Consider the following 19447-nt stretch of genomic DNA (forward strand, 5'->3'; position numbering starts at 1 on the left):
GAAGCACCATGCAGACCGCAGAGATCCGCCGCCGTTGGCTCCAGTTCTTCGGCGACCGCGGACACACCGTCGTCCCGTCCGCGTCGCTCGTCTCGGACGACCCGTCGCTGCTCTTCACGGTCGCCGGCATGGTCCCGTTCATCCCGTACCTGACCGGGCTCGTCCCGGCTCCGTACCCGCGTGCGACGAGCGTGCAGAAGTGCATCCGCACGAACGACATCGAGGAGGTCGGCAAGACCCCTCGGCACGGCACGTTCTTCCAGATGAACGGCAACTTCTCGTTCGGGGACTACTTCAAGGAGCAGGCGATCCAGTACGCCTGGGAGTTCCTGACCACCCCGGAGGCGGACGGTGGCCTCGGCTTCTCCGCCGACGACCTGTGGGTCACGGTGTACGAGGACGACGACGAGGCGATCGCGTTCTGGAAGCAGCACTCGTCGCTGCCGGACGAGCGGATCCAGCGCCTCGGCAAGGACACCAACTACTGGTCGACCGGTCAGCCCGGTCCCGCGGGCCCGTGCTCGGAGATCTTCTTCGACCGTGGTCCGGAGTACGGCATCGACGGCGGACCTGCCACCGACGACGACCGCTACGTCGAGATCTGGAACCTGGTCTTCATGCAGTACCAGATCGCCGACGTGCGGTCGAAGTACGACTTCACGATCACCGGTGAGCTGCCGAACAAGAACATCGACACCGGCATGGGGCTCGAGCGCGTCGCCTTCATCAAGCAGGGCGTCGACAACATGTACGAGATCGACCAGGTCCGCCCGGTCCTCGACGAGGCCGCTCGGATCTCCGGTCGTCGCTACGGCGCCGTGCACGAGGACGACGTCCGGATGCGCGTCATCGCCGACCACGTCCGTTCCTCGCTCATGCTCGTCACGGACGGTGTCACGCCGTCGAACGAGGGTCGCGGCTACATCCTGCGCCGACTGCTCCGCCGCACCGTGCGGGCCATGCGCCTGCTCGGTGTCGAGGGCGCGACCTTCCCGCAGCTCTTCCCGGCGTCGCGCGACGCCATGCAGGAGGCCTACCCGGAGGTCGCGAGCGACTTCGACCGCATCGCCCGGATCGCCTACGCCGAGGAGGAGACGTTCCTCCGCACGCTGGCGCAGGGCACCACGATCCTCGACGTCGCGGTCGAGCGCGCGAAGCAGGACGGCGCCCCCTCGATCGGCGGCGACACCGCGTTCCTGCTCCACGACACGTTCGGCTTCCCGATCGACCTGACGATGGAGATGGCGGACGAAGCCGGCGTCCAGGTCGACCGCGGGGCGTTCGAGACCCTGATGTCGGAGCAGCGTGCCCGTGCCAAGGCGGACGCGAAGAGCAAGAAGACCGCCCTCGCCGACCTCAGCGTCTACAGCGCCTTCCGTGCGAAGGGCGAGACGGTCTTCCTGGGCTACGACGCGCTCGAGGCCGAGTCCGCCGTGCTCGGCATCATCGTCGGCGGCACCAGTGTCGATCGCGCCGTCGCCGGCGACATCGCCGAGGTGATCCTCGGTGAGACGTCCCTGTACGCCGAGTCCGGTGGCCAGGACGCCGACCAGGGCTCGATCGTCGGCAACGGCTTCGACCTCGAGGTGCTCGACGTGCAGCGCCCGGTCGCCGGTCTCTGGAGCCACACGGTCCAGGTCCGTTCCGGCGAGGTCGGTGTCGGCGACGCCGCGACGACGGTCGTCGACGCCGAGTACCGCCGTGGGGCGACCCAGGCGCACTCGGCGACGCACCTCGTGAACGCGGCGCTCCGCGACGTGCTCGGCCCGGAGGCCCTGCAGGCCGGCTCGTACAACAAGTCCGGCTACATGCGCCTCGACTTCTCGTGGTCGCAGCCGGTCTCCGGCGCCACCCGGTCCGAGATCGAGGAGGTCGTGAACGCGGCGATCCGCTCCGACCTCGCGGTGCAGACCCGGGTGCTCCCGCTCGACGAGGCCAAGGCGCTCGGCGCGCAGGCGCTGTTCGGCGAGAAGTACGGCAGCGAGGTCCGCATGGTCGACATCGGCGGGCCGTGGTCGCGCGAGCTCTGTGGTGGCACGCACGTGGCGTCCAGCGCGCAGGTCGGCCTCGTCAACCTGGTGGGGGAGTCGAGCGTCGGCTCGACCAACCGCCGCGTCGAGGCCCTCGTCGGCCTCGAGGGCTTCCGCGACCTCGCCGTCGAGCGGACGATCGTCTCGCAGCTCTCGAGCGCGCTGAAGGCGCCCCGCGAGGACCTGCCGACCCGCGTGCAGGGGCTCATGGAGGACCTCCGCACCGCGCAGAAGCGGATCGCCGAGTTCGAGTCGGCGAACCTGCAGCAGCGGGTGCCGTCGATCGCGCGGCAGGCCGAGACCGTCGGCGCCGTGACGGTGGTCGCCGAGACGGTCGACGGGCTGCAGTCCGGCGACGACCTGCGCTCCCTGGCGACCGGCGTCCGTGGTCAGCTCGGTGACGGCGCCGCGGTCGTGGTCCTCGGTGCGGTGATCACCGGTAAGCCCGTGGTGATCGTGGCGACGAACGACGCTGCGCGGGCGGCCGGGGTGCAGGCGGGGCCCCTCGCCAAGGAGGCGGCCGGCGTGCTCGGTGGTGGCGGCGGCGGCAAGCCCGACCTCGCCCAGGGTGGCGGCACCGATGCGGCGGCGTTGCCCGCGGCACTGCGCGCCGTGACCGCGCGACTGGCGGGCTGAGCGTGCCGATCCGTCCGGGGCGTCGTCTCGGGGTCGACGTCGGCAAGGCCCGCATCGGTGTCGCCGTGTGCGACCGGGACGGGCTGCTGGCCACGCCGGTCGAGACGGTGCCCCGGGCGCAGGCGACCGACGTGCGCCGGATCGTCGAACTCGCCGACGAGTACGACGTCCTCGAGATCGTCGTCGGGCTGCCCCTGTCGATGTCCGGCGACGACACCCCGTCGACCGCGGACGCCAGGGGGTTCGCGGAGCTGCTCGCCGAGCACCGGCCGGTGCGCCTGGTCGACGAGCGGTTGTCCACGGTGACGGCGCAGCGCGGGTTGCACCAGGCCGGGAGGAACACGAAGAAATCCCGGGCCGTGATCGATCAAGCGGCCGCTGTTATCATCCTGCAACACGCGCTCGACCACGAGCGTGCGTCCAGCGCCGCTCCCGGCGCAACGCTTCCCTGACCGACCGGCCCCGGGACGGGTCGGGAGACCGTCGTTCCCGGACCGACGGGGCCCAGGTGGAGCCCCCGACCCGAGAGACCGAGGATCCCTTGGCAGACGACCTGGACTGGGACGCCATCATCGCGCCCGGCGACGACGCCGGGCGGCGACGTCGCACCGCCGAACCCGCCGCCGAGCCCGACCGCCCGATGTCCCGGCGGGAAGCCCGCGCCGCCGAGGCGGCAGGGTCCGAGCGCGCGCGCCGGGTCCCGGCACCGGCGGAGGGCACCGACGACGGTCCGGCCGCAGCGGGTGCCGACGCGCGCGGCCCGGCGTCGCAGCCGGCCGCGGAGCGACCCGCCTCACCGGCGGACGCACCGGTCGCGAGATCTGACGACGAGCTGCACCCCGACGTCCGGGCGCTGCTGACGGGAGAGCTCAGGGCGCCCGACGCCCAAGCCGTCCGCGATGCCCGTGCCGGGAACCGGCCGGGCCGGAGCGCGCGCGCCGCGAGCGACTCCGACGGACCGGACGCTGCCGCAGCCGCCGCCGCCGCGGGCGGAGCTGCCGGGGGCGACCGCGGGGCCGGCGGCACCGGAGACGGACGCGGGCGGAGTGGCGGAGGCGGAGGAGCCTCCCGGCCGCCGCGCGAGCCGCGACCGAAGCGGCGTCGGGGGCCGCTGATCGCCGGCATCGTGATCGTCGCCCTCGTCCTGGTCGGCGGCGTCGGTGCGTACGCGTTCGCCGCGCCCAAGGTGCAGCAGCTGATCAGCGCCGTCGGCGGTTCCAGCGAGCCCGACGACTACACGGGCGACGGGACGAGCAAGGTCACCGTGACCATCAAGCAGGGCGACATCGGCGAGGACGTCGCGAAGACCCTGCAGCGCAGCGGGGTCGTGAAGAGCTCGAAGGTCTTCTACAAGCTGCTGCTGACCTCGCCGGACGTCTCGTTCCAGCCGGGGTCGTACGAGCTGAAGAAGCAGATGAGCTCGAAGGCCGCCCTCGCCGCGCTCAAGGACTCCGGCAACCGCGTCCAGGCCTCGATCGTCATCCCGGAGGGGACCGCGCTGCAGGACATCGAGGCGGGCATGGTCTCGAAGGCGGGGCTGTCCGAGGCCGAGGTGAGCGCAGCCGCGAAGGACGTGCAGGCCTACGGGCTCCCTGCGGGCACGACGACGCTCGAGGGGTGGCTCTTCCCGGCGACGTACCCGATCAACCCCGGGTGGACCGCGAAGCAGTACTTCCAGTCGATGGTCGACACCATGAAGGAGCACCTGGCCGCCGCCGGGGTCGCCGAGGCCGACCAGGAGCGGGTGGTCGTCTTCGCCTCGCTCGTGCAGAAGGAGGCGGGCCTCGCCGCCGACTACCCGAAGGTCGCCCGGGTGTTCCAGAACCGGCTCGACATCGACATGCCGCTGCAGTCGGACGCGACCGTCGCCTACGGGACGGGCAACACGCACAAGGTGACCACGACCGACGCCGAACGCGCCGACGCCGGCAATCCGTACAACACCTACGTGCACAAGGGGCTGCCCCCGGCGCCGATCTCGAACCCGGGCGACGTCGCGATCAAGGCCGTCACGAACATGGCCGACGGGAAGTGGCTCTACTTCGTGACGGTCGACCTGGACACGGGCGAGACCGTCTTCTCGGACACGTACGCGGAGCACCAGGTGGCCGTGAAGCAGTTCCAGGCCTGGCTCCGGGCGCACCCCGAGTACCAGTAGTGCCCGCAGGGTCCGGTCGCGTCGCACGACCGGACCCTGTGGGAGGATGGTCGACATGCTTCGTTGGTTGACCGCTGGTGAGTCCCACGGACCCGAACTCATCGCGATGCTCGAGGGCCTGCCCGCGGGCGTCCCGGTGTCGTTCGAGTCCATCCGCACCGACCTCGCGCGACGGAAGCTCGGCTACGGACGCGGGTCGCGGATGAAGTTCGAGCAGGACGAGCTCCACGTCTCCGGCGGCGTGCGCCACGGCTCCTCGCTCGGCAGCCCCATCGCGATCCGCATCGGCAACACCGAGTGGCCCAAGTGGGTCGAGGTGATGAACCCCGAGCCCGTCGATCCGACCGAGATGTCCCGCGGCCGGAGCGCCCCCCTGACCCGGCCGCGTCCGGGTCACGCCGACCTGGTCGGCATGCAGAAGTACGGCTTCGACGAGGCACGACCGATCCTCGAGCGTGCGTCCGCCCGCGAGACCGCGGCGCGGGTCGCACTCGGTGCGGTCGCCAAGTCCTTCCTGGCCGAGCTGGGCATCCGCTCGGTCGCCCACACCCTGCAGGTCGGCACCGTCCGCGTGCCCGACGGCACGCCGCTGCCCCTGCCCGACGACGTCGACCGCCTGGACGAGGACCAGCTCCGCTGCGCGGACCCGGAGACCTCCGCACGGATGGTCACCGAGGTCGAGGCGGCGAAGAAGGACGGGGACACCCTGGGCGGCGTCGTCGAGGTGCTGTTCTACGGTGTCCCGCCCGGGCTCGGCTCGCACGTGCACTGGGACCGTCGACTCGACGCCCGGCTCGCCGCGGCGATCATGGGCATCCAGGCGATCAAGGGCGTTGAGGTCGGCGACGGCTTCGCCACCGCCGCACGCCGCGGGTCCGAGGCGCACGACGAGCTGTACCGCGAGGACGGCGAGATCGTCCGGACGAGCGACCGTGCCGGAGGGACCGAGGGTGGCATGTCCACCGGGACCGTGCTCCGCGTCCGCGCCGGCATGAAGCCGATCGCGACCGTACCGCACGCGCTGCACACCATCGACGTCGCCACCGGCGAGGACGCCGCCGCCCACCACCAGCGCAGCGACGTCTGCGCGGTGCCGGCCTCCGGTGTCGTGGCCGAGGCGATGGTCGCGCTCGTGCTGGCCGATGCCGTGCTGGAGAAGTTCGGCGGCGACAGCCTGACCGAGACGAAGCGCAACCTCGACGCCTACCTCGCGGCACTGCCGGAGACCCTGCGTTCCCGCCGGACCGACGGCGCAGCGTCCCAGGCGGCCGGGTCGCACGCGGCCGGGTCCACGTCGGTCCGGTGACCGGCGCCGACGCGTCGACCACCGGGGCGCTCCCGGGAACCGACGTGCCGGTCGTCGTGATCGGACCGATGGGTGCCGGCAAGTCGAGTGTCGGCAAGCGCGTCGCCAAGGCTCTCGGTGTGCCGTTCACCGACACCGACCGGGTCATCGCACGAGCACACGGACCGATCCCGGGCATCTTCGCCGACCGTGGTGAACCGGCGTTCCGCAAGCTCGAGGCCGAGGCGGTCCGCGCGGCAGTCGCGACCGGCGGCGTCGTCTCGGTCGGCGGAGGCGCCGTGACGCACCCGGACACACGGGCGGCCCTGCGCGGTTCCCGCATCGTGCTGCTCACGGTGTCGCCCGAGGCCGTCGCGGCGCGGATCGCCGGCAGCGACCGACCGCTCCTGGCGCAGGGCGGGATCGATGCGTGGCAGACGATCGCCGACGAGCGGGCAGCGACCTACGCCGACCTCGCGCACGCGACGTTCGACACCTCGCGACGCCCGATGGCGCACGTCGTCCGCGACGTCGTCGCGTGGGTGACCGAGCAGCAGACCGGCTCCGACGAGGGGCGCACCGGCTCCGACCAGGAGCACAGCGGCTCCGACCAGGAGCACACCACCGGAGGGACACCGTGACCGCGTCGAACCTGCCCGAGGGCACCACCGAGATCCGGGTCGGCGGCGAGGGCGGCTCCCGCGTCGTGGTCGGCAACGACCTGTTCGGCTCGGTCCCGTCGCTGCTCGGCCAACGGGTGGCGAAGGTGCTCATCGTGCACGCGCCGACCCTCGGTGCCCGGGCGAACGAGCTCCGCACCGTCCTCGTCGACGCCGGGCTCGATGCGCTCATCGCCGAGGTCCCGGATGCCGAGGCCGCCAAGCGCATCGAGGTCGCCGCGTTCTGCTGGCAGGTCATGGGTCAGGCGGACTTCACCCGCACCGATGCCGTCATCGGCCTCGGCGGGGGAGCCGTCACCGACCTCGCCGGGTTCGTCGCGGCCACCTGGCTCCGGGGCGTGCCGTTCCTGGCGATGCCGACGAGCGTGCTCGGACTGGTCGACGCGAGCGTCGGCGGGAAGACCGGCATCAACACCAACGAGGGCAAGAACCTGGTCGGGGCCTTCCACCACCCGCGCGCGGTGGTCGCCGACCTCGACCTCGTCCGGACGTTGCCGCGCAACGACGTGCTCACCGGGTTCGCCGAGATCGTCAAGGCGGGCTTCATCGCGGTGCCCGAGATCCTGGACGTGGTCGAGGCCGACGTCGACCGCGTCACCGACCCGACGACGCCGGAGTTCCGCCGCGTCGTCGAGCTCGCGATCGCGCTCAAGGCGGAGGTCGTCTCCGAGGACTTCACCGAGCAGGGGCGCCGGGAGGTCCTGAACTACGGGCACACCCTCGGGCACGCGATCGAGCACGCCGAGCGCTACCAGTGGCGGCACGGTGCGGCGGTGTCGGTCGGCATGGTGTTCGCCGCCGAGCTCGCGCGGCTGACGGGTCACCTGGACGACGCGACCGTCGACCGGCACCGGTCGATCCTCGAGTCGCTGGAGCTGCCGACGAGCTACGGACTCGGACGGTGGGAGGGCCTGCTCGCCACCATGCGTCGTGACAAGAAGGCGCGAGCGGGCATGCTCCGGTTCATCATCCTCGACGGGGTCGGCAAGCCCGTCACCCTCGAGGGCCCGGAGGACCACCTGCTCTTCACCGCCTACCAGGAGGTCGGCGTCTAGCAGGTCCGCACGCCTCGGTCAGCGGAGCTTGCGGCACGTTCGACGCCACCACCACTTCACGCGGAGCGAGACGGTGAGGACGTCGGTACGCTTCCACTCCCGGAACTCGTCGACCGTTGCTCCGTTCACCCACGCGTAGTACTGCTCCCGCCCGTCGACGTCGAGATCCGGTGCGTCAGGGAGTGGTCTCCGGAGCGGCATCTGATCCGGTCCTTCCGTCGGTGGTCGTCATGGTGGTATCGGGCTGAGCTTCGGCCGCGACGATGCGACGCAGCGCCTGCGTGGCCAGCCGCCAGTCCGGTTCGGACCACCACGCTACGTCTTCGAGCGCCACGAGCACACGTTTCGAGATGTCGTACTCCGGGCTGTCCCGTCGCCGAGCGAGCGCCCAGACGAAGCGCGACCAGGCATGGTCACGGTCCGCGGTGCGTCGTGCCTGGAAGGCGCCGAACCAGCTGACGACCGCAGCGGCGATCGACGCCGTCGCAGCGATCGCCGCGGTCATGAGTGCAGTGTCCATGTGACGAGGGTCGTGCAGTGGACCCGACCGCACGTGGCAGGTGCGCCGACCTGTGGACGGTGCGCCGCGCCTCCCGGCTGTGCAGGAGCGGGGCAGGCCCGCAGGGCCGGGGAGCAGACTGGTCCGGTGCCCACCCCGCCCCGCCTGAGCGATCTCGGCCAGCAGGACGTCGCCGTCGGCAGCCTGCGTTCCCGTACCCGACGCTTCGCCGAGCTGCTGTCGATCGCCCGCCGCCACGAGCTCCTGCCCTTCCGACGGCTCGACTTCACGCGTGACCCGGACACGTCGGACCTGCGGCGACGGCAGGCCGAGCACCTGCGCCGCGCCCTCGAGGAGGCGGGCGGTGGGTTCGTGAAGATGGGACAGCTGCTGTCGACCCGCGACGACCTGCTGCCCGACGAGTGGACCGAGTGCCTCGCGCACCTGCAGCGGAGCGTCCGTCCCGCCGACGCCGCGGAGGTCGCGACGCTCCTCGAGGAGGAGCTGGGCGCACCCGTCGACGAGGTGTTCGCGTCCTTCGACGCCGAGCCGGTCGCCGCGGCATCGATCGCGCAGGTGCACCGCGCGACCCTGCGCGACGGCACGGTCGTCGCCGTCAAGGTCCAGCGCCCGGGCATCGACGCCGCGGTCCGCCGCGACGTCGACATCGCGCTGCGGGTGGTCCGGTTCCTCGCGCGCACGAGCACCGAGGCCCGCCAGGTCGGGGTCGCCGACGTCGCACAGCAGTACGCCGACGACCTGGTGCGGCAGGTGGACTTCACCTCGGAGATGCGGAACCTGACCGCGCTGCGTGCCGCGCAGGCCAGGAGCGCCCGGCCGGACGCGGTCGCCTACCCGGAGCCGTACCGGGACCTCTCCGGCCGTCGGGTGATGGTGATGGAGTTCCTCGAGGGGGAGACGCTCAGCGCGTTGCGTGCCGCGGGGACCGGCCAGGACCTCGACACGCCGATGCGCGCCGTGCTCGACGCCTTCCTCCGGCAGATCGTCTTCGACGGGATCTACCACGCCGACCTGCACCCGGGGAACGTCGTGCTGCTGCCGGACGGGCGTCCGGCCCTCATCGACTTCGGGTCCGTCGGCCGACTCGACCCGGGCCTGCGGAGCACCGTGCAGGACCTGCTCGCCGGCTACATCCAGGACGACACGGAGCGGATCGCCGACGCGGTGATGCGGATGGCACCGGTACGCGATGCCGAGGACGAACCCGACTTCCGCCGGGACATCGCGGCGTTCGTCGCGGACGAGCTCGGCCCCGGCGCCCGGATCGGCGTCGAGACCGTCGACGACGCCGTCGCCGTGTTCGGGCGCTACCGGCTCAAGCCGCCACCGGACTTCGTCGCCGCCGCCCGAGCGCTCGCGATCTTCGAGGGGACCCTCCGCAGCCTCGCGCCGTCGTTCGACCTGCTCGAGGAGTCGCGCGACCTCGCGCGGCAGCAGATCCGCGACCAGCTGCGGCCGCGTGCCGTGCGCGACCTCGCCGTCCGCGAGCTCTTCGGGGTGGTGTCGGCCGCACGGAAGCTGCCCCGTCGGGTCGACCGCATCACCGAGGCGCTCGAGACGGGCAAGCTCGCGGTGAACATCCGGCTGTTCTCGGACCGCCGCGACCGTGAGGTGGTCTCCGGCCTGGTCCGGCGCGTGCTGCTCGTGCTGCTCGGCGCCGGTGCCGGCGTGCTGGCGATCGTGTACCTCGCGTCGCCGGCGCGGCCGACGGCGGTGCTCTCCACCGGGGCGGCCGGGGGCATCCTGGGCGGTACCGCCGTGGTGCTGCTGGTCTGGGCGGCGATCGACGCGTGGCGGGCGCGGCGGAGGCGGTGAGCCGTGACCGAGCGGCGGTCGCCCACGGCGGCGACCACCGGCCCGGCGGTCCTCGTCCGCTACACTCGTCGGGGCGTCGGCGAGGGCTCTCTCCGTCGTCGCCGGGACCGGACGAACGTCCGGGAGACCTTCACAACACCATCGAACGGAAGACCCATGGCGAGTACCACTGACATCAAGAACGGCGCCGTTCTCATCATCGACGGGCAGCTCTGGTCGGTCGTCGAGTTCCAGCACGTCAAGCCGGGCAAGGGCGGCGCCTTCGTCCGCACCAAGCTCAAGAACGTCGTCTCGGGCAAGGTCGTCGACCGCACGTTCAACGCCGGCGCGAAGATCGACACCGCGACCGTGGACCGCCGCGACTACCAGTACCTGTACCAGGACGGCGAGTCGTACGTCTTCATGGACACCGACACCTACGACCAGGTCCCCGTGTCGGAGACCGTCGTCGGCGACGCCAAGAACTACCTGCTCGAGTCCGCCATGGTCACCATCGCGATGAACGAGGGCAACCCGCTCTACATCGAGCTCCCGACGTCGATCGTCACCGAGGTCGAGACCGAGCCGGGCCTGCAGGGCGACCGTTCCTCGGGCGGCACGAAGGACGCGACCATCATCGCGACCGGCCACCGCATCCAGGTCCCGCTCTACCTGGAGAACGGCACCACCGTGAAGATCGACACGCGCGACGGCAGCTTCCTCGGCCGCGTCAACAACTAGGCGCTCGCTCCATGAGTGCTCGTTCGAAGGCCCGCAAGCGCGCCCTCGACATGCTGTACGTCGCCGAGGTGCGTGAGCTCCCGATCGCGGACGTCCTGGCCACCGAGACGGTGCGGCACCTCGACCAGCCCGAGCGGGCGTCGAGCTGGGACTACGCCCGTCAGATCGTCACCGGCGTCGACGACGACCGCGCGGCGATCGACAAGGTGATCGTCGAGCACGCGCAGGGCTGGTCCATCGCCCGCATGCCCGTGCTCGACCGTTGCATCCTGCGGATGGGTGTCTGGGAACTCCGGTACAACCCCGAGGTCCCGGACGCGGTCGCGATCGCCGAGGCCGTCGAGCTCGCGCAGTCGCTCTCGACGGACGACTCGGCCGGCTTCGTGAACGGCGTGCTCGGCGCCGTCGCCGGCGGCCGTGCGCCGTCCGGTCGCGCTGCCGAGCAGGGCGTCGCTCCGTCCGGTCGCACTGCCGAGCAGGGCGCCGCACCGTCCGGTCGGACTGTCGCGGGGGACGAGGAGTCCGAGTAGGGTTGTCCACGTCAGCGTCCTTTAAGTCCGTCCGGTGAGGCGGGGAAGGAGGTCGGCGTGGGCACCAGAACGGTCCTGCAACACCCCGACATCGCGCGTGCTCTGACACGCATCGCGCACGAGATCCTCGAGGCCAACCACGGCGCCTCGGAGCTCGTGCTCCTGGGCATCCCGACACGGGGTGCCGTCCTGGCCGAGCGGCTCGACCGCATCCTGGCCGACATCGAGCCCGAGTGGACGCCGGGTCCCACCCGCACCGGCACGCTCGACGTCACCATGCACCGGGACGACCTCGGTCACGGCATCGGTCGCGCCCCGCACCGGACGACGATCCCGGCCGGCGGCATCGACGGCAAGGTCGTCGTGCTCGTGGACGACGTGCTCTTCTCCGGCCGCACGGTGCGCGCCGCGCTCGACGCCCTGCAGGGGATCGGACGGCCGCGTGCGGTCCGCCTCGCGGTGCTCGTCGACCGGGGGCACCGGGAGCTGCCGATCCGCGCGGACCACGTCGGCAAGAACCTGCCGACCGCGTCCGACGAGCGGGTCACGCTGCGGCTGACCGAGACCGACGGCACCGACGAGGTCGTCATCGAACAGCCGGACGCGCGGCAGGAGGCAGCCTCGTGAAGCACCTCCTCTCCACCGCCGACCTGTCCCGCGAGCAGGCCGTCCGCATCCTCGACGTCGCCGAGGAGATGGCCGAGGTCAACACGCGCGAGGTCCGGAAGCTCCCGGCACTCCGCGGCAAGACCGTCGTGAACCTGTTCTTCGAGGACTCCACCCGCACGCGCATCTCCTTCGAGGCCGCCGCCAAGCGCCTGTCCGCCGACGTCATCAACTTCGCGGCGAAGGGCTCCAGCGTCTCGAAGGGCGAGTCGCTGAAGGACACCGTCCAGACCCTCGGCGCGATGGGCATCGACGGCATCGTCATGCGGCACCCGGCGTCGGGCGCCCCGCGGGTCCTCGCCGAGGCCGACTGGATCGACGTCCCGGTGGTGAACGCCGGCGACGGGACGCACGAGCACCCGACGCAGGCCCTGCTCGACGCCTTCACGATGCGCCGTCGTCTCCACGGCACCGCGAGCCGCGGGCAGGGGCTCGACGGCGTCCGCGTGACGATCGTCGGCGACGTCCTGCACAGCCGGGTCGCCCGGAGCAACGCCTGGCTGCTCCGCACGCTCGGCGCCGAGGTCACGTTCGCCGCGCCGCCGACCCTGCTGCCCGCGGTCGACCGGCCGTTCGGTGCCGCCGTGCACCACGACCTCGACGCCGCCCTCGCCGAGGACCCGGACGTCGTGATGCTGCTCCGGATCCAGCAGGAGCGGATGAACGACGCGTTCTTCCCGAACCCCCGCGAGTACACCCGCCACTTCGGCCTCACCGCAGCCCGGGCGGCGCGCCTGTCCGAGCGCACGCTGATCATGCACCCGGGGCCGATGAACCGCGGCCTCGAGATCGCCGGCGTGGCCGCCGACGACCCGCGCTCGACGGTCGTCGAGCAGGTCGCCAACGGCGTGTCCGTCCGCATGGCCGTCCTGTACCTCGCCCTCACCGGCGAGCACGAAGCGAAGGAGTCCGTCGCATGACCGCCCACCTGATCCGCGGCGCGCAGCTGGTCGACGGCTCGCGTGCCGACATCCGCCTGGAGGGACGACGCATCACCGCGGTCGGGTCCGGTCTCGACGGGGCCGGCGCCTCGGTCGTCGACGCGGACGGCCTGATCGCCCTGCCCGGTCTCGTGGACCTCCACACGCACCTGCGCGAGCCCGGCTCCGAGGAGTCCGAGACCGTCCTCACCGGATCCCGTGCCGCGGCGGCCGGCGGCTTCACCGCCGTCAACGCGATGGCGAACTCCTCGCCGGTCGCGGACACCGCGGGCGTGGTCGAGCAGGTCCAGGCGCTCGGGGACGACGCCGGCTACGTCACGGTCCGCCCGATCGGCGCCGTGTCGCAGGGGCTGCAGGGCACGCACCTGTCCGAGATCGGCGCGATGGCGACGAGCCGGGCGAAGGTCCGCGTCTTCTCGGACGACGGCTCGTGCGTCGCCGACCCGCTGCTCATGCGTCGGGCGCTCGAGTACATCAAGGGCTTCGGCGGGGTCCTCGCGCAGCACGCGCAGGAGCCGCGGCTGACCATCGGTGCGCAGATGAACGAGGGCCGGCTGTCGTCGGAGCTCGGGCTCGCCGGCTGGCCGGCCGTGGCCGAGGAGGCGATCATCGCCCGCGACGTGCTGCTCGCCGACCACGTGGGCGCACGCCTGCACGTCTGCCACGTGTCGACCGCCGGCAGCGTCGAGGTGATCCGCTGGGCGAAGTCCCGCGGGATCGACGTCACCGCCGAGGTCACGCCGCACCACCTCGTGCTCACCGAGGACCTCATCGCCGGGGTCGACGGAGCACCCGGGTACGACGCCCGGTACAAGGTGAACCCGCCGCTGCGCTCCCGCGAGGACGTCGACGCCCTGCGCGCCGCACTGGCCGACGGCACGATCGACATCGTCGCGACCGACCACGCCCCGCACACCGCCGAGGCGAAGTGCTGCGAGTGGCCGGCCGCGGCGAACGGCATGGTCGGGCTCGAGTCGGCGCTGAGCGTCGTGCACGCCGCCGTGGTCGAGGACGGCCGGCTCGGCTGGGCGGACGTCGCGCGGGTGCTGTCCGAGACACCCGCCCGCATCGGCCAGGTCGAGGGGCACGGTCAGCGCATCGCCGAGGGCGCCCCCGCCGAGCTGACGCTGTACGACCCTGCGGCGGTGCGGGAGTTCTCGGTCGACGACCTGCACGGCCAGTCGCAGAACTCGCCGTACCTCGGCATGCGGCTGCCCGGCCGGGTCGTCGCGACCTTCCACCACGGGTACCCGACGCTGCTCGACGGCGTGCTCGTCGACGCCGAGACGGTCGCCGCGGCCGCACTCGCGGCGCGGTCGGCGAAGGGGGCGTCCGCGTGAGCCCGGCGGTGACACGGTGAGCGGCGACGCGCTGCGCTGGCTGACCGGAGCGGTGATCCTGCTCCTGGTGGCCGCGCTGTTCGTCGCCATGGCGCGCACCTGGCGGACCCGGACCCGCGCGCAGACCGCAGCGGTGCCTCCCGTCCCGGTCCCGACCGGGCTCGGACCGGCGGCCGGGTCCTGGGACGGCTTCACCGTCGCGACGACCCGCGCCGACCAGCCCCTCGAACGCATCACGGCGGGCGGGCTCGGGTTCCGGGGCCGCGGAGGGGTTACCGTGCACGACACCGGGGTGGTCCTGCACCACGCCGGCACCGCCGACCGGTGGATCGCCGCGACCGACGTCCGTGGCGCCGACCGGGCGACCTCGGCCATCGACCGGGTGGTCGAACCCGGGGGACTGGTCCGTCTGCGATGGACGGCGACCGGCGCCGCAGGAGCGACGGACCTCGACACCTACTTCCGGTTCCCGGAGGGCGACGCAGCAGCACTCGCCGCCCTGCAGGGACTGACGACGACGCACGAACACCCGCACACCGCGGGCGAAGGGACGAACTGATGACACGCGAACGGGCCGTACTGGTCCTCGAGGACGGCACCCGCTACGACGGACGGGCCTACGGCGCCCGAGGCCGATCCCTGGGAGAGGTCGTCTTCGCCACCGGCATGACCGGCTACCAGGAGACGCTGACCGACCCGTCCTACGCCGGGCAGATCGTGGTGCAGACCGCGCCGCACATCGGCAACACCGGCGTCAACGACGAGGACCCCGAGTCCCGTCGCATCTGGGTCGCCGGCTACGTGGTCCGTGACCCCAGCCGCGTCGTGTCGAACCACCGCGCGAACGCGACCCTCGACGACCACCTGGTGCGCGACGGCATCGTCGGCATCTCCGGCATCGACACGCGCGCGCTCACCCGCCGGATCCGCGACGCGGGCGCCATGAAGGGCGGCGTCTTCAGCGGGGCGGACGCGGACCTGTCCGCGGACGAGCAGCTGCGTGCCGTGCGCGAGCAGGCCGCCATGGCCGGTGCGAGCTTCTCGTCGATCGTGTCCACGCCGGAGACGTACGTGGTGCCCGCCGTCGGCGAGCAGATCGGCCGGCTCGCCGTGCTCGACCTCGGCGTCAAGGCGTCGACCACCCGGTACCTCGCCGAGCGCGGGTTCGAGGTGCACGTCGTGCCGCAGGACATCACGGCGGACGCGCTGCAGGAGCTCGACCCCGACGCGCTCTTCTACTCGAACGGCCCCGGTGACCCGGCTGCGAGCGACGCGCAGGTCGAACTGCTCCAGGAGTCCCTGCGGACCGGCCGCCCGTTCTTCGGCATCTGCTTCGGCAACCAGCTCCTCGGCCGCGCGCTCGGCTTCGGCACGTACAAGCTGCCCTTCGGCCACCGCGGCATCAACCAGCCGGTGCTCGACACCGCCACGGGGAAGGTCGAGATCACGAGCCAGAACCACGGCTTCGCGGTCGACGCGCCCCTGGGCGAGGTGCTCGAGTCGCCGGCCGGGTTCGGCCGGGTCGAGGTCTCGCACTACTCCCTGAACGACCAGGTCGTCGAGGGCCTCCGCGCGCTCGACGTGCCAGCGTTCAGCGTGCAGTACCACCCCGAGGCGGCGGCCGGTCCGCACGACTCCATGTACCTGTTCGACCGGTTCGCGGACCTGGTCCGTGCGCGACGCGAGGGGAAGCCGCTCGACGCGGCGACCGCCACCGCCACGACCCCCGCAGCCGACCCGACGACCGACGCCGGCGCGTCGGCCGCGCAGAACGAAAGCAGCAACTGATGCCGAAGCGCGCAGACATCAACTCCGTCCTCGTCATCGGCTCGGGCCCGATCGTCATCGGTCAGGCCGCCGAGTTCGACTACTCCGGCACCCAGGCGTGCCGCGTCCTCCGCGCCGAGGGCGTCCGCGTCATCCTCGTCAACCCGAACCCGGCGACGATCATGACCGACCCCGACTTCGCCGACGCGACCTACATCGAGCCGATCACGAGCGCCTCGCTCGAGGAGATCATCAAGATCGAGCGCCCCGACGCCGTGCTCCCGACCCTCGGTGGCCAGACGGCGCTCAACGCGGCGATCAAGCTCGACGCCGAGGGCATCCTCGACAAGTACGACGTCGAGCTCATCGGTGCGAAGGTCGACGCCATCCAGCGCGGCGAGGACCGTCAGCTCTTCAAGGAGCTCGTGCTCGAGTCCGGTGCCGACGTGGCCCGCAGCCACATCGCCCACACCCTGGACGAGGCGAAGGCGTTCGCGCAGGACCTCGGCTACCCGCTCGTCGTCCGACCGTCCTTCACGATGGGTGGTCTCGGCTCCGGCTTCGCGTACAACGAGGAGGAGCTCGTCCGCTTCGTGGGCGACGGCCTGCAGTCGAGCCCGACCACCGAGGTGCTCCTCGAGGAGTCGATCCTCGGCTGGAAGGAGTACGAGCTCGAGCTCATGCGGGACAACTTCGACAACACAGTCGTGATCTGCTCGATCGAGAACGTCGACCCGGTGGGTGTCCACACCGGTGACTCGATCACCGTCGCCCCCGCGCTGACGCTGACCGACCGCGAGTACCAGAACATGCGGAACATCGGCATCGACATCATCCGTCGCGTCGGTGTCGACACCGGCGGCTGCAACATCCAGTTCGCCGTCGACCCGTCGAACGGTCGCCTGATCGTCATCGAGATGAACCCGCGCGTCTCCCGCTCGTCCGCGCTCGCGTCGAAGGCGACCGGCTTCCCGATCGCGAAGATCGCCGCGAAGCTCGCCATCGGGTACCGCCTCGACGAGATCGAGAACGACATCACCCGGGTCACGCCGGCGAGCTTCGAGCCGACGCTCGACTATGTCGTCGTGAAGACCCCGCGGTTCGCGTTCGAGAAGTTCCCGGCGGCCGACGCCACGCTCACCACCACCATGAAGAGCGTCGGCGAGGCGATGGCCATCGGTCGGAACTACGCCACCGCCCTGCAGAAGTCCCTGCGGAGCCTCGAGAAGCGCGGGTCGAGCTTCCACTGGGACACCCCGGCGGCCGAACTCGACAAGGACGCCCTGCTCGAGAAGGCGAAGACGCCGACCGACGGCCGCATCGTCACGGTGCAGCAGGCCCTCGTCGCCGGCGCCACCGCGGGCGAGGTCTTCGAGGCCACGAAGATCGACCCGTGGTTCATCGACCAGATCGTCCTCATCAACGAGGTCGCCGACGAGGTGCGTGCTGCGGAGACGCTCGACGCGGACACCCTGCGCTGGGCGAAGGAGCACGGCTTCAGCGACGCCCAGATCGCCGCGCTGCGAGGGATCACGGAGCAGGAGGCGCGCGACGCCCGCCACGAGCAGGGCATCCGCCCGGTCTTCAAGACGGTGGACACCTGCGCCGGCGAGTTCCCGGCCCTCACGCCGTACCACTACTCGTCGTACGACGCCGAGACCGAGGTCGCCGCGAGCGACCGCAAGAAGGTCGTCATCCTCGGCTCCGGCCCGAACCGCATCGGTCAGGGCGTCGAGTTCGACTACTCGTGCGTGCACGCCTCGTTCGCGCTGTCGGACGCCGGCTACGAGACGATCATGATCAACTGCAACCCGGAGACGGTCTCCACCGACTACGACACCTCGGACCGGCTGTACTTCGAGCCGCTCACCACCGAGGACGTGCTCGAGGTCATCGAGGCCGAGGCGGCGTCCGGCGAGCTCGTCGGTGTCGTCGTGCAGCTCGGTGGGCAGACCGCCCTCGGGCTCGCGAAGCCGCTCGAGGCGGCCGGCATCCCGATCCTCGGCACGACCCCGAGCGCGATCGACTCCGCCGAGGAGCGCGGCCAGTTCGCCGCGATCCTCGAGCAGGCCGGCCTGCTCGCACCGCGGAACGGCACCGCCCACGACCTGGCCAGCGCGACCGCGGTGGCCGAGGAGATCGGGTACCCGGTCCTCGTCCGCCCGTCCTTCGTGCTCGGCGGACGCGGCATGGAGATCGTCTACGACCCGGCCGCCCTCGCGGACTACTTCGACCGCATGGCCGACCAGGCGATCATCGGCCCGGACCTGCCGCTGCTGGTCGACCGGTTCCTCGACGACGCGGTGGAGATCGACGTCGACGCGCTCTTCGACGGCGAGCGGCTCTACGTCGGCGGCATCATGGAGCACATCGAGGAGGCCGGGATCCACTCCGGTGACTCGGCCTGCACCCTGCCGCCGGTCGGCCTCGGCAAGGCCGAGATCCGCGGCGTGGTCGAGGCGACGGAGAAGATCGCCCGCGGCATCGGCGTGCAGGGCCTGCTCAACGTGCAGTTCGCGATCGGCGCGGGTGTGCTCTACGTCCTCGAGGCGAACCCGCGCGCCAGCCGCACGGTCCCGTTCGTGTCGAAGGCGCTCGGCATCCCGCTCGCCAAGGCGGCGAGCCGGGTGATGACCGGCACGTCGATCGCCGCGCTCGTCGCCGAGGGCATGCTGCCGGAGCGCGACGGTTCCTCGGTCCCGCCGCAGGCACCCGTCGCCGTGAAGGAGGCCGTGCTGCCCTTCCGTCGCTTCCGTACCCACGACGGCCAGGTCGTCGACTCGGTGCTCAGCCCCGAGATGCGGTCGACCGGCGAGGTCATGGGCATCGACCGCGACTTCCCGCGGGCGTTCCTCAAGTCGCAGGACGCCGCGTACGGTGGTCTGCCGACGAGCGGCACGGTCTTCGTGAGCGTCGCGGACACGGACAAGCGCCAGGTCGTCCTGCCCGTGCACCGGCTGCAGCAGCTCGGGTTCACGATCACCGCGACCGAGGGGACCGCCGAGGTCCTGCGCCGCAACGGCATCGAGGTCACCCTGGTCGGCAAGTACAGCGAGGGCGGCGAGAGCGTCGTCGACCTGCTGGCTCGCGACGCGGTCGACATCGTCATCAACACGCCCTCCGGCGCCGCCGGTCGTGCGGACGGCTACGAGATCCGTGCGGCCACGGTCGCCGCGGACAAGCCGCTCTTCACGACGATCGCGCAGCTCGGTGCGGCGGTCGCGGCGATCGAGACGATCGGCACCCCGCTCAGCGCCCGCAGCCTGCAGGACTACGCGCTCGAGCGCGCGACCTGGTGACGGGA

16 protein-coding genes are annotated in these 19447 nt (G+C 71.8%); 15 read left to right on the plus strand and 1 reads right to left on the minus strand.

All coding sequences use genetic code 11. The features are described 5' to 3' along the window. Nucleotides 1-8 precede the first annotated feature (8 nt). The 6 genes from alaS (at nucleotide 9) to aroB (ending at nucleotide 7844) form a co-directional block, all read left to right on the plus strand. Nucleotides 9-2666: an alanine--tRNA ligase gene (gene alaS / locus ACIPEQ_RS01100; protein ID WP_402713545.1), complete on the plus strand. Its 2658-nt coding sequence runs from the start codon at nucleotides 9-11 to the stop codon at nucleotides 2664-2666. 8 nt (nucleotides 2667-2674) lie between these two features. Next, nucleotides 2675-3118, plus strand: a complete 444-nt coding sequence (gene ruvX, locus ACIPEQ_RS01105) for a Holliday junction resolvase RuvX (RefSeq protein ID WP_175416095.1) — start codon at nucleotides 2675-2677, stop codon at nucleotides 3116-3118. Nucleotides 3119-3207: 89 nt separating this feature from the next. Then, entirely contained in the window at nucleotides 3208-4824 is a 1617-nt protein-coding gene (gene mltG / locus ACIPEQ_RS01110) for an endolytic transglycosylase MltG (RefSeq protein ID WP_402713547.1), read from the plus strand. 55 nt (nucleotides 4825-4879) lie between these two features. Beyond that, complete coding sequence (aroC, locus tag ACIPEQ_RS01115; protein ID WP_402713549.1) at nucleotides 4880-6130, plus strand: chorismate synthase; 1251 nt, start codon at nucleotides 4880-4882, stop codon at nucleotides 6128-6130. After that, nucleotides 6127-6750 (plus strand): shikimate kinase, encoded by a 624-nt coding sequence (locus ACIPEQ_RS01120; protein ID WP_402713550.1) that lies wholly within the window; start codon nucleotides 6127-6129, stop codon nucleotides 6748-6750. Before aroC ends, ACIPEQ_RS01120 begins: the two co-directional genes overlap by 4 nt. A gap of 11 nt (nucleotides 6751-6761) precedes the next feature. After that, entirely contained in the window at nucleotides 6762-7844 is a 1083-nt protein-coding gene (gene aroB, locus ACIPEQ_RS01125) for a 3-dehydroquinate synthase (protein WP_402714199.1), read from the plus strand. A gap of 175 nt (nucleotides 7845-8019) precedes the next feature. Here the strand turns inward: aroB and ACIPEQ_RS01130 are convergent, their stop codons facing one another. After that, nucleotides 8020-8364: a hypothetical protein gene (locus ACIPEQ_RS01130; RefSeq protein WP_402713551.1), complete on the minus strand. Its 345-nt coding sequence runs from the start codon at nucleotides 8362-8364 to the stop codon at nucleotides 8020-8022. Between the two features lie 126 nt (nucleotides 8365-8490). Here ACIPEQ_RS01130 and ACIPEQ_RS01135 point away from each other — a divergent pair, with 126 nt between their 5' ends. From ACIPEQ_RS01135 to carB, 9 genes are all read left to right on the plus strand, one after another. Next, the gene (locus tag ACIPEQ_RS01135) at nucleotides 8491-10179 is read left to right on the plus strand and encodes an ABC1 kinase family protein (protein ID WP_402713553.1); all 1689 of its coding nucleotides are present in this window, start codon (nucleotides 8491-8493) and stop codon (nucleotides 10177-10179) included. Nucleotides 10180-10335: 156 nt separating this feature from the next. Then, entirely contained in the window at nucleotides 10336-10899 is a 564-nt protein-coding gene (gene efp / locus ACIPEQ_RS01140; RefSeq protein ID WP_058729119.1) for an elongation factor P, read from the plus strand. 11 nt (nucleotides 10900-10910) lie between these two features. Further along, nucleotides 10911-11429 (plus strand): transcription antitermination factor NusB, encoded by a 519-nt coding sequence (gene nusB / locus ACIPEQ_RS01145; RefSeq protein ID WP_402713554.1) that lies wholly within the window; start codon nucleotides 10911-10913, stop codon nucleotides 11427-11429. Nucleotides 11430-11486: 57 nt separating this feature from the next. Further along, nucleotides 11487-12056: a bifunctional pyr operon transcriptional regulator/uracil phosphoribosyltransferase PyrR gene (pyrR, locus tag ACIPEQ_RS01150; protein WP_402713556.1), complete on the plus strand. Its 570-nt coding sequence runs from the start codon at nucleotides 11487-11489 to the stop codon at nucleotides 12054-12056. Beyond that, nucleotides 12053-13015, plus strand: coding sequence for an aspartate carbamoyltransferase catalytic subunit (locus ACIPEQ_RS01155; RefSeq protein WP_209677253.1), 963 nt, complete (start codon nucleotides 12053-12055; stop codon nucleotides 13013-13015). The genes pyrR and ACIPEQ_RS01155 overlap by 4 nt, the downstream gene beginning before the upstream one ends. Next, nucleotides 13012-14376 (plus strand): dihydroorotase, encoded by a 1365-nt coding sequence (locus ACIPEQ_RS01160; RefSeq protein WP_402713558.1) that lies wholly within the window; start codon nucleotides 13012-13014, stop codon nucleotides 14374-14376. Before ACIPEQ_RS01155 ends, ACIPEQ_RS01160 begins: the two co-directional genes overlap by 4 nt. 16 nt (nucleotides 14377-14392) lie before the next feature. Next, nucleotides 14393-14935 (plus strand): hypothetical protein, encoded by a 543-nt coding sequence (locus ACIPEQ_RS01165; protein ID WP_126890790.1) that lies wholly within the window; start codon nucleotides 14393-14395, stop codon nucleotides 14933-14935. Further along, entirely contained in the window at nucleotides 14935-16164 is a 1230-nt protein-coding gene (carA, locus tag ACIPEQ_RS01170) for a glutamine-hydrolyzing carbamoyl-phosphate synthase small subunit (protein WP_402713560.1), read from the plus strand. The genes ACIPEQ_RS01165 and carA overlap by 1 nt, the downstream gene beginning before the upstream one ends. Further along, the gene (carB, locus tag ACIPEQ_RS01175; RefSeq protein ID WP_402713561.1) at nucleotides 16164-19442 is read left to right on the plus strand and encodes a carbamoyl-phosphate synthase large subunit; all 3279 of its coding nucleotides are present in this window, start codon (nucleotides 16164-16166) and stop codon (nucleotides 19440-19442) included. Before carA ends, carB begins: the two co-directional genes overlap by 1 nt. Nucleotides 19443-19447 lie beyond the last annotated feature (5 nt).

The organism is Curtobacterium sp. NPDC087080 (assembly GCF_044745105.1).
GTDB lineage: Bacteria > Actinomycetota > Actinomycetes > Actinomycetales > Microbacteriaceae > Curtobacterium.

Coding starts and splice junctions, on each gene's coding strand:
- alaS (WP_402713545.1), top strand. CDS start 9: ATGCAGACCGCAGAGATCCGCCGCCGTTGGCTCCAGTTCTTCGGCGAC.
- aroC (WP_402713549.1), top strand. CDS start 4,880: ATGCTTCGTTGGTTGACCGCTGGTGAGTCCCACGGACCCGAACTCATC.
- ACIPEQ_RS01130 (WP_402713551.1), bottom strand. CDS start 8,364: ATGGACACTGCACTCATGACCGCGGCGATCGCTGCGACGGCGTCGATC.
- efp (WP_058729119.1), top strand. CDS start 10,336: ATGGCGAGTACCACTGACATCAAGAACGGCGCCGTTCTCATCATCGAC.
- nusB (WP_402713554.1), top strand. CDS start 10,911: ATGAGTGCTCGTTCGAAGGCCCGCAAGCGCGCCCTCGACATGCTGTAC.
- ACIPEQ_RS01160 (WP_402713558.1), top strand. CDS start 13,012: ATGACCGCCCACCTGATCCGCGGCGCGCAGCTGGTCGACGGCTCGCGT.
- carA (WP_402713560.1), top strand. CDS start 14,935: ATGACACGCGAACGGGCCGTACTGGTCCTCGAGGACGGCACCCGCTAC.
- carB (WP_402713561.1), top strand. CDS start 16,164: ATGCCGAAGCGCGCAGACATCAACTCCGTCCTCGTCATCGGCTCGGGC.